The organism is Pseudoalteromonas sp. 0303, assembly GCF_013349995.1.
Classification (GTDB): domain Bacteria; phylum Pseudomonadota; class Gammaproteobacteria; order Enterobacterales; family Alteromonadaceae; genus Pseudoalteromonas.
Map to the genome: position 1 here is coordinate 1 of NZ_JABVXF010000071.1, position 9,958 is coordinate 9,958.

8 protein-coding genes, 1 tRNA gene and 2 pseudogenes are annotated in these 9,958 nt (G+C 42.4%); 8 read left to right on the plus strand and 3 right to left on the minus strand.

Going from position 1 to position 9,958, the window contains the following annotated elements:
* Positions 1-239: 239 nt before the first annotated feature.
* Positions 240-315: transfer RNA gene (locus HUS62_RS21865), tRNA-Gly, on the plus strand.
* A gap of 183 nt (positions 316-498) precedes the next feature.
* Here the strand turns inward: HUS62_RS21865 and HUS62_RS21870 are convergent.
* Both HUS62_RS21870 and HUS62_RS21875 read right to left on the minus strand, forming a co-directional pair.
* Positions 499-1,578, minus strand: coding sequence for a phosphotransferase enzyme family protein (locus tag HUS62_RS21870; RefSeq protein ID WP_175081140.1), 1,080 nt, complete (start codon positions 1,576-1,578; stop codon positions 499-501).
* 10 nt (positions 1,579-1,588) lie between these two features.
* Complete coding sequence (locus HUS62_RS21875; protein ID WP_175081145.1) at positions 1,589-2,506, minus strand: NTP transferase domain-containing protein; 918 nt, start codon at positions 2,504-2,506, stop codon at positions 1,589-1,591.
* 339 nt (positions 2,507-2,845) lie between these two features.
* On the opposite strand from HUS62_RS21875, the gene HUS62_RS21880 reads away from it, so the two are divergent.
* The 3 genes from HUS62_RS21880 (at position 2,846) to HUS62_RS21890 (ending at position 6,747) form a co-directional block, all read left to right on the plus strand.
* Positions 2,846-3,319 (plus strand): DUF721 domain-containing protein, encoded by a 474-nt coding sequence (locus HUS62_RS21880; protein WP_175081141.1) that lies wholly within the window; start codon positions 2,846-2,848, stop codon positions 3,317-3,319.
* Positions 3,320-3,670: 351 nt separating this feature from the next.
* Positions 3,671-5,743: a M13 family metallopeptidase gene (locus tag HUS62_RS21885; protein WP_054563310.1), complete on the plus strand. Its 2,073-nt coding sequence runs from the start codon at positions 3,671-3,673 to the stop codon at positions 5,741-5,743.
* Between the two features lie 557 nt (positions 5,744-6,300).
* Positions 6,301-6,747 carry an REP-associated tyrosine transposase gene (locus HUS62_RS21890; RefSeq protein WP_175081142.1) on the plus strand — a complete coding sequence of 149 codons (447 nt, stop codon included), beginning with the start codon at positions 6,301-6,303 and terminating at the stop codon, positions 6,745-6,747.
* A 111-nt stretch (positions 6,748-6,858) separates the two neighbouring features.
* On the opposite strand, the gene yjgA is transcribed toward HUS62_RS21890, so the two are convergent.
* Complete coding sequence (yjgA, locus tag HUS62_RS21895; RefSeq protein WP_054563425.1) at positions 6,859-7,380, minus strand: ribosome biogenesis factor YjgA; 522 nt, start codon at positions 7,378-7,380, stop codon at positions 6,859-6,861.
* Positions 7,381-7,517: 137 nt separating this feature from the next.
* On the opposite strand from yjgA, the gene pmbA reads away from it, so the two are divergent.
* The 4 genes and pseudogenes from pmbA to HUS62_RS23535 form a co-directional block, all read left to right on the plus strand.
* Entirely contained in the window at positions 7,518-8,855 is a 1,338-nt protein-coding gene (pmbA, locus tag HUS62_RS21900; protein WP_055021365.1) for a metalloprotease PmbA, read from the plus strand.
* A 129-nt stretch (positions 8,856-8,984) separates the two neighbouring features.
* Positions 8,985-9,299, plus strand: a pseudogene (locus HUS62_RS21905) (VOC family protein); the annotation flags it as partial.
* Complete coding sequence (locus tag HUS62_RS23530) at positions 9,271-9,798, plus strand: transposase (RefSeq protein ID WP_175081144.1); 528 nt, start codon at positions 9,271-9,273, stop codon at positions 9,796-9,798. The pseudogene HUS62_RS21905 and the gene HUS62_RS23530, both read left to right, overlap by 29 nt.
* Positions 9,756-9,958: pseudogene (locus HUS62_RS23535) on the plus strand (IS110 family transposase); the annotation flags it as partial. The gene HUS62_RS23530 and the pseudogene HUS62_RS23535, both read left to right, overlap by 43 nt.

Below are 9,958 nucleotides of genomic sequence, written 5' to 3' on the forward strand. Positions count from 1 at the left end.
AGAGCGCAACCTTGCCAAGGTTGAGGTCACGAGTTCGAGCCTCGTGTGCCGCTCCAATTTCTCACCAAAAGAAATTGAGATAAGTTTCAAGGGGAAAGTTGAAAGCATCAAGCTATTCAAACTTGTAACTTGAATCTTGTAACTAGAAACTATTTAATGCGGCACTAGCTCAGTTGCCAGAACGTTTCACCGCAACCTTCAGGTTGTGCGACAACGGACAAATCACTGACTACTTAAAAGCGGCACTAGCTCAGTTGGTAGAGCGCAACCTTGCCAAGGTTGAGGTCACGAGTTCGAGCCTCGTGTGCCGCTCCAATCTCTAAAATATCCCTTAGTACATTAGAAAATATTAGTTAATTAAATTTTTACGGGATAAAACAAAGCCCTTAAACTCATTAGCTTAATTAACAGAACTGTTTGAGACGATCAATTGCTATAAAATGATTAACTAATTATTGTAAATCGATATTGCTATTTTGAGTACCTTCCACTAATTATCTAGCCCTTATTTATCTCTAATATCGCTTTTAACGTATGTTCTTTTTCAAGAATATCGCGATAAAGAGCAAACTGGTTACGGGCGCGTTCTAGGTTGTGGTTTGCATGCTTGGTGGCAAAATAATTATCGCCATCAATAAAGTCTGTTAAAAAGCGCAGGCCAATCATAAAGGTCATAACTTTGGTGCCCAACCAGAAGCTTTCTTTTTCGGCGTTGGTGATCACATCTTGTAGTGGTTCAACATAACCTTTAACGATAGCGGCGAAGATCTCTTCACGAACGCGCACATTATTTAGGTTGGTTGAATCTTCTTGCTCAGGAGAGCAGAAGGTACGCACCATATCGCCAAAATCAAATAACCAATAACCAGGCATACAGGTATCGAGGTCAATGACGGCTTTTGCATCATCTGACTGTGTGCAAAACAGCATGTTGTTGATCTTTGTATCGTTATGACAAGGTCTTAAAGGAACGTTACCTTCAAGCTGCTTTAATTCATCAACCAAACCTTGCTGAGCTAAACAAAAATCGATGTCGTCTTGGCAAAGTGCCACGCGATTTGCAGGATCTTTTTCGATTACCTTTTTAAAGGCGTCAAAGCGCATCGCTAAGTTATGAAAATCAGGGATCACATGATGAAGCTGTTCAGCCTGAAAGTCTTGTAATGCCAAAGCGAATTGGCCAAATGCATTGGCTGCAGTTTGTGCTTGCGAGATAGTTGCTACTACATCTTCACTATAACTGCCGCCAATAAATTCGAGTGCACGCCAAACACCTTGATCGTATTCGACTAAAAAGTCATTTTCGATAGTTGGAACATGACGAATAATTTCGAGGCTGTACTCACCATTGCTGTGTTTTTCACTTAGGTGCTGCTCAATTAGTCGCGCATTTTCAACTAGATGCTCAGGGTTAGGAAACACATCGGTATTTAACTTTTGCACCACCAAAGCGTTCTTTTCATTCTTAAGCAACATAGTTGTGTTGATATGGCCATTGCCAATTGGCTTTAGCGTTACGTTATCTGTGCTTAAGCCAAAGTGCTCAGAAAGATAAGTTGCAACAGGATTCGACTTCATTAATTTTCCATTACTTATTTTTTGCTAGAAGAGGCAAGGGGTAATCGTTTTGCTTACGACGTAACTGACATAAAGTGTGTGCTATTGCATCCAATTCAGCTTTGTAGGTCACGCCATACCATGACTCTTTTGCAGTATAAACGGTTACAGCTTGGCGGTTATCTTTAATCGCGAGTTGTATCTCATTGGGTAAATAGTACTCTTTAATGACACCGTTGTCAGTATTTTCTAAAAACTCAGTAAAGCCTTTTTCTAAGTCATTAAATAAACTAGGTGTTATTCCCCAAAAGCTCATTGAGCCAAGGGCTTCATCGGCTATTTTTAACCTTTCACTTTGTGGGTTGTTACCCTTTAAAACGTTATTTTCGAGTTTGATGTCTAGGTACTCGGCTACATCAGTTAAGTGCTGGTGGCTATCAACAGAGCATACACCACGGTTTACGCCACCTTCTTCGGATAGGGTATCTTTTATTGGGTAACCTACCATCGCCCAATTGCTATGCTGCTTAAAGTGTTCGCTAATAATTGCAAAAGAAGACTCGCCATAATAATCATCGGCTGTAATGACAATAGCTGGATTATTCACATAGGGTTTTGCGCAAAGTAATGCATGGCCTGTGCCCCAAGGTTTTTGGCGTTCAGCGGCTAGGTGCTCATAGCCATTTGGCACTGCACTAATTTCTTGCTCAACTAGGATTACTTCGAGCGACTCAGGCAGGCGCGGTAAAATCGTCGCTTCAAACTCAGCACGAATTTTTTTATTAATGATGAGCACCGCTTGGCTCACGCCCGCTTTAACCGCATCCTGAATACTAAGCTCCATGATGGTACAGCCCAGCCCTGGAATTTCGGCAATTTGTTTGTTTCCGCCAAAGCGGCTACCCAGCCCGCCAGCCAATACGATTAAAGTAAGAGAGTGTTGAGTCATCATTCAAGTTAAATAAAAAACAAAGGAAAAGTGTACCAGAAACAATCACGGCGGAGGAAGGGGGAGCGGGCTTTAAGCTATAAGTCTTGGGCAAAATGTACATATTCGCTGCTGAGGTGATAGGTGTCATTGTAGGCGTGAAGTTTATTTCGCGCGTTATCTTGTAGGTCGTGCTTTAGCGCGTCACTGGTGAAGGTTATGTAATATCTTGTCGTCATAAATGACGACCTTGCATTACCAAAACCGCATCTCGCGCCTCGACGCTCAAACCTAATAGCTTCATATTTACGTAGGTGGTATATTCTCTTTATGGTGATTAACCTTTTAGGTAGACGATTAATGGCAAAAGATAGATATGCGCCAAAGGCTGTTGGCGATATTATGGCTGGCTTAAGTGGCCGCTTGGCGTCTTATGCTGGTAAAACCCAAGGCTTGTCTTCTCAACAAACCATTCTTGATGACTTTTTAGGTGAAACACTTTCAAAAAAATGCCGGATAAGTAATTACCGTGATGGTACTTTGATGATCGAAGCGGTTTCGGCACCGATTGCACTGCGTTTAAATTACTTAAAAATGGATATGCTTTCGCATTTTCGTGCCGCTGGCATGGTCGAGCTTGGGCAAATTAAAATTACCGCAAACCCACAAGCAACGCAGCGCTTATTGGCAACTCATAAGCCAGAACAAAAGCCTGTTTCTAAACGTCAAATGAGCGAACAAACTGCTGATTACCTCAGCGCTATTGCTGCAGACGCCCCACCATCGTTAAAAGCTAAGTTAGAGCGTTTAGCGCAACATGGGCGGAAAAAATAAAGGCATAGCTTTAAGCTTTCAGTTTTGAGCCGAGCAGTCACGTTTGTTGTAATGCATGTAGGAGTCCATACATCTTCTACGTTTGATGATTGGGTAAAACCGTAGCAGCGGGTTACCCCGCGTTATCTTTTGTATATCGCGCGATATAAAATCACGCCTACAATGCTACCGCTAACCACCCCTCCCATCGCTCAAAAATGCGGCTTATCCTGTTTTGATAAGAATTGTTACATATTCGGTTTTATTGTTTTGCTTGAGAGGTTTATTATGGTTAAAGCGAAAAACTAATGATTAATTACGTTTGCTAGTTTTTCGATAAATACATCAAAAAATAATTAGTACGGGACTCCCATGAAAAAAGTAACACTTACCGCGGCAAGTATTGCACTAGCCCTCGGTCTTGTTGGTTGTGGTGAAAAAGAACAAGAAACTAAAGCACCAGCAACTGCGACCGTAACTGAAGCAAAAGCTCCTTTAAATTCAGGCATTGAATTGGCGAACATGGACAAGTCTGTTCGCGCACAAGATGACTTTTACTATCACGTAAACGGCGAATGGTTAGAGAAAACTGAAATTCCAGGTGATAAATCAAACTACGGTTCATTCACTCAGCTTTACGATGATTCGCAAAAAGCGATGAAAGAAGTGCTAGAAAAAGCAGCGGCAAATAAAGACGTTAAGCCAGGCTCTGATGAAGCTAAACTAGCTGCATTCTATAACAGCTATATGGACGAAGCAGGCCGTGAAGCGGCAGGTATCAAGCCATTAACACCAGTGCTAGAAAGCGTTGATGCAGTTAAGAACAAGTCAGATCTTGTTGCTTTAATGGCTGAACTTCGTATTAAAGGCGGTAGCTTACCGTTTGGTTGGTACGTAAACAACGACGCGAAAAACTCTAGCGAAAACGCGATGTATGTTTATCAGTCTGGTTTAGGTTTACCAGATCGCGACTACTACCTAAAAGATGAAGAAAAATTCACAAAAATTCGTGAAGCTTATCAAGCATACGTAACAGCTATCTTAAGCAAAGCCGGTGTAGCTGATGCAGAATCTGCGGCGAAAGCAATTATCGATCTTGAAACAAGCATTGCTGATGCGCAGTGGAGCCGTGTTGAAAGCCGTGATGCAACTAAATCTTACAATAAGATGAGTGTTGCAGATGCTAACAAACTTACTGGCGACTTTGATTTTGCAGCTTACCTTGATGCATCAGGTATCAAAACTGAAGATGTAATCATTCGCCAGCCTAGCTACCTAGAAAAATTTGCTGGTATCTACAACGATACAGACTTAGCAACGTGGCAGAACTACCTTAAGTTCCACTTTGTTAGCAACTACGCTCGCCTATTAGATAAAGAGCTAGTAGACCTTAACTTTGATTTTTACAGCACAACACTTCGCGGTGTAACAGAGCAATCTCCACTTTGGAAAAAAGCGGTTGATGCATCAAACGGTGTACTAGGTGAAATTTTAGGTAAAGTATACGTTAAAGAAAACTTCCCACCTGAAGCAAAAGCGCGCATGGAAGAGCTAGTAGATAACGTAATCAAAGGTTATGCAGTTGCGATTGAAAACCTTGAGTGGATGAGCCCAGAAACAAAAATTGCGGCTAAAGAAAAGCTTGATAAGTTCACACCAAAAATCGGTTACCCAGATAAATGGAAAGACTACTCAGCACTTGAAGTTAAAGGTGATGACTTAGTAGGTAACTACATTCGCCACAGCGAGTGGGAATATGCTGATATGACTGCAAAACTAGGTAAGCCAGTTGACCGTTCTGAGTGGCACATGACACCACAAACAGTAAACGCTTACTACAACCCTGTGAACAACGAGATTGTATTCCCTGCGGCTATCTTACAACCGCCATTCTTTAACCTAGAAGCTGATGACGCTGTTAACTACGGTGCAATTGGTGCAGTAATCGGCCACGAATTAGGTCACGGTTTTGATGACCAAGGTGCGAAGTACGATGGTGACGGTAACTTACGTAACTGGTGGAGCGAATCAGACCTTAAGCAGTTTGAAGAGCGCACAGGTCAGTTAGTTGCTCAATATAACGAGTACAAGCCATTTGAAGATGCTAGCGTAAATGGTCAGCTTACATTAGGTGAAAACATTGGTGACTTAGGCGGCTTAACAGTTGCTTATACGGCATACCAGTTATCACTTGGTGATGAAAAAGCGCCTATCATTGATGGTTACACGGGTGATCAGCGTTTCTTCATGGGTTGGTCGCAAATTTGGCGCCGTAAATATCGTGATGAAGAGTTACGTAACCGCCTAATGACAGACCCTCATTCACCAAGCCACTATCGTGTAATCGGTATTCTTTCAAACATGCCAGAATTCTATCAGGCGTTTGATGTGAAAGAAGGCGACAAGATGTATATCAAACCAGAAGATCGCGTAAAAATCTGGTAATTGATTATCGATTTTAAAAAGGCTCTGAGTGAACGCTCAGAGCCTTTTTTGTTTGGAGCTGTCAGCTCAAGACGCGCCAAGCAAGCGTGACGCCTACGGTTTGATGTAGGCGTGAAATTTATTTCGCGCGATGGTCGAGTATTGCGTGGTGTTTAAGGCGCGCCAAGCAAGCGTGACGCCTACGGTTTGATGTAGGCGTGAAATTTATTTCGCGCGTTGGTCGAGTATTGCGTGATGTTTAAGACGCGCCAAGCAAGCGTGACGCCTACGGTTTGATGTAGGCGTGAAATTTATTTCGCGCGATGGTCGAGTATTGCGTGGTGTTTAAGGCGCGCCAAGCAAGCGTGACGCCTACGGTTTGATGTAGGCGTGAAATTTATTTCGCGCGATGGTCGAGTTTTGTGTGATCTTTAAGACGCGCCAAGCAAGCGTGACGCCTACGTTTGATGTAGGCGTGAAATTTATTTCGCGCGATGTTTTAAACATTTTTGGTGTAAATTGGCTAGGTGTGTTTTTAAGTTCTAAGATCAGGTTTTACCTTCAGGATTGATAGGTTTATGTTTTCGTCAAGGAAGAGACTTAAAGGGCGTAACTCACATTCAAATTGCTATTATTCAGTAACTCTATGTTGTGAGAATCGAGTACCTATATTTGCCAACTACCTATATGCAGTTGATGCTGCCAAAGCAATATACTATTTAGAAGATAAAGTAGAGACAATCTGCTTTGTCCTCATGCCTGACCATTTACATTGGATATTTCAACTTCGCCCTCAGCAAAACTTATCAGCAGTAATTAAGCTGTATAAAAGCATGGTGACCATGTCTATTCGAAAGAGGAAGGGGCGTAAAGTCGTAGTCTGGCAAAGTAATTTTTATGATCATCAAATCAGAGATGAAAACGACCTAATACAACAAGCTCGATATGTAGTTGCAAACCCTCTACGCGCAAAATTAGTTAAGCAAGTTGGCGATTACCCGTTTTGGAATTGTATTTGGTTGTAGGAGTGAAATTTATTTCGCGCGATGGTCGAGTATTGCGTGATGTTTAAGACGCGCCAAGCAAGCGTGACGCCTACGGTGATGTAGGCGTGAAATTTATTTCGCGCGAAGAAATTAAAGCATAATCGCATCTTTTAGATACTGGAATAACTCTTTATAAGCTTTGGCTGGTTTTTCTGCTTTTACTTCTTTTGCGGCGCTGCGGACTAATTGGCGCATTTTTTGGCGCTCAAGAGAAGGGTATTGATCAATTGTTGAATTGATCAGATCGTCACCTTGTTTAATCAAATCATCGCGCAGGGTTTCGATTTTGTTCATCAAAACATCGGCTTGATTGTTTTTATTAAGCATGATGTCGATCATCGCTTGGATTTCATCAACGTTTTCTGTGGTACGTAATACTTTTGCGATGTAGTTTAAGTTACGACGGTAAGCATCGCTCTTATCACTTACTTTATCAGAAACAACAAGGGCTTCTTTTAAATCGTGATTAAGCGGTAAACGATCGCGTTGCTTTTTCGGCATTTTTGCAATTTCAGCACCCAGACCATGATATTGCATGGCTTCACGTTTTAATTCGCTTTTTGATACGTAAATAATTTCTTCTTCGATAAGTGGCTTTTTCTTCTTCGCCATAAGGATGCTCATTCAGTAAACTTAACTATTCGCTATTATACGCCATTTAGTTAATGATTAATATTAGCTGATGCAGGTCTCGCAGTGTGTTAGCATTCGTTACACTATAAAAAATATCAGAACCTAGGACACACAAGATGAAAGATCCTATTTATCAACACATTTCTGAAGTGAAAGACGCTGTAAGCGAAGTACTGGAGCATGCAAAAAAATTGGGTGCTACTGCGGCTGAAGCGGCGATGTCGAGCACATCAGGTTTGTCTGTCAGCACGCGCATGGGCGAAGTTGAAACAATAGAGTTTAACCAAGACGGTGGCTTAGGTATCAGTGTTTATGTGGGCAACAACAAAGGCTCTGCTTCAACGGCTGACTTAAACCCTAAAACATTACGTACAGTGGTCGAAAAAGCCATTGATATTGCAAAATTCACCTCTGACGACCCATTTAATGGTATCGCCGATAAAGAGTTACTTGAATTTGCACCGCAAGATTTAGATTTATACCACCCGTGGGAAGTAAGCCCAGAACAAGGTGTAGAGTTTTGTCATCAAGCAGAGCAAGCGGCGTTAAATGCCGATGAGCGCATTGTAAATTCAGACGGTGCGAGTTTTTCTTCTCACCAAGGTTTACGTGTTTATGGTAACAGCCATGGCATGATTGCAGGTTACCCGCGTACGCGTCATAGCATTAGTACGATGGTGATTGGTAAAGAAGGCGAGCAAATGCAGCGCGACTCGGCTTATACCATCGCGCGCCATAAAGATGACTTAAATGATGCTGCAAAAGTAGGCCTCGAAGCGGCAACCGAAACCTTGGCTAAACTTAACAGCCAAAAGCTCGGTACCATGAAAGTGCCTGTAATTTTTAGAGCTGATATTGCTAACTCATTATTCGGCCATTTAGTGTCAGCGATTGGTGGCGGCGCGCTTTATCGTAAATCGAGCTTCTTGCTTGATAGCTTAGGCACTAAAGTATTTAGCGATTGTGTGAATATCTCTGAGCGCCCGCATTTATTAAAAGGTTTAGCGTCTTCACCGTTTGATGCTGAAGGTTTAAAAACTGTAGACCGTGAAATTATTCAAGGCGGTGAGCTGCAAACTTACCTATTAGCAAGCTATGCGGCACGTAAACTGTCGATGGCACCAACGGGTCATGCTGGTGGTATTCATAACTGGCTAGTTGAACAAACCCATGCCGATTTAAAAGCACTTTTAAAAACCATGGGCACAGGCTTATTAGTAACTGAGCTTATGGGCCAAGGTGTGAACACGGTAACCGGTGATTACTCACGTGGTGCGGCGGGTTTTTGGGTTGAGAATGGCGAAATTCAATACCCAGTAAGTGAAATCACGATTGCTGGTAACTTAAAAGATATGTTTAAGGCCGTTGTGGGCTTAGGTGGCGACATCGAGCGTCGCGGTGGTATTCAAACAGGCTCTGTATTGATTGAACAAATGCAGGTTGCTGGTAGCTGACTCAACAATAACTACTCAATTTTTAAAGCCTCACGTTTGTGGGGCTTTTTTATTTGAAAAAGTGCTTTACCTAAACTTAACTTGAGGTTTTATCTTGATGGCAGTTTAAAAATAAAAAGGAAAACTACCATGTATTTAGAACACGTAAACCTTGTTGTTAGTAATGTTGATGCCATGCTGCACTTTTATAAAGCGGCATTCCCGCACTGGCGTGTGCGTAGTCAAGGCGATAGCACATGGTCGGGCAAACCGCGCAAGTGGCTGCACTTTGGTGATGATTACCAATATCTTGCATTAAGCGATAACGGTGAAGCTGAAAACCGTGATTTAGCAGGGCACCAAGTAGGTCTTGCTCACTTTGCTTATGTGACAAACGATATTAATGCGGTAATTGAACGTCTGGTTTCAGCCGGTTATGAAATTGTTAAGCACGGCCCAGAGAACGGATGCAAATGATGTCATTGCAATAGCTGCGGCTTCTTCCTCACCCAATGTTCGCCCGTCTAAATCACTGACACAAGCACAGCAAAGCTTACAGTCGATAGAGCGAATGCGTGCGTTAGCTGCAAAGCAGAAGCGGCAGTTGGCTAATCAAATTAGAGGCTTGTTACTTGAATTTGGAATTGTAATCAAACAATCGGAATGCGCGTTTAGGCAAGCTATCCCTGAGATTCTAGAGGATAGCGATAATGGATTAACCGCTGGTTTAAGGCAGTGTATAGCTCAGTGCTATGAATTATTTAAAGCGCAATCAACATTAAAAGAAACATTAAATGAGTTACTGACAGGTTTAGTAAAACAAGATGAGCAGTGTGAACGTTTACTGGCCCTTGAGGGGGGGCGGGCCCATCACAGCGGTTGGTTTGACACAACTCATTTTACGAGTGGACGTAATACAGCAGCCACTTGTTTCTCGGAGCCAGAGCGGTCATCAGTCAACTAAAGCATCGAGAACCAAAAATGAAAAAAGAACAATGGCTCAAAGCATTAGTTGAAAGACGCGGTGTGAAGTGCGCCGCCATTGCGTTAGCAAATAAAACGGTTCGGACGGCGTATGCCATGCTGAAAAAGGGCACGAGTTATGAACCCAGTTTATTAGCCAA

What these genes read in the sequence shown, in the direction of transcription:
- HUS62_RS21870 (WP_175081140.1), bottom strand. Translation starts at nt 1,578, where the DNA reads ATGAAGTCGAATCCTGTTGCAACTTATCTTTCTGAGCACTTTGGCTTA.
- HUS62_RS21875 (WP_175081145.1), bottom strand. Translation starts at nt 2,506, where the DNA reads ATGACTCAACACTCTCTTACTTTAATCGTATTGGCTGGCGGGCTGGGT.
- HUS62_RS21880 (WP_175081141.1), top strand. Translation starts at nt 2,846, where the DNA reads ATGGCAAAAGATAGATATGCGCCAAAGGCTGTTGGCGATATTATGGCT.
- HUS62_RS21885 (WP_054563310.1), top strand. Translation starts at nt 3,671, where the DNA reads ATGAAAAAAGTAACACTTACCGCGGCAAGTATTGCACTAGCCCTCGGT.
- HUS62_RS21890 (WP_175081142.1), top strand. Translation starts at nt 6,301, where the DNA reads ATGTTTTCGTCAAGGAAGAGACTTAAAGGGCGTAACTCACATTCAAAT.
- yjgA (WP_054563425.1), bottom strand. Translation starts at nt 7,380, where the DNA reads ATGGCGAAGAAGAAAAAGCCACTTATCGAAGAAGAAATTATTTACGTA.
- pmbA (WP_055021365.1), top strand. Translation starts at nt 7,518, where the DNA reads ATGAAAGATCCTATTTATCAACACATTTCTGAAGTGAAAGACGCTGTA.
- HUS62_RS23530 (WP_175081144.1), top strand. Translation starts at nt 9,271, where the DNA reads ATGAAATTGTTAAGCACGGCCCAGAGAACGGATGCAAATGATGTCATT.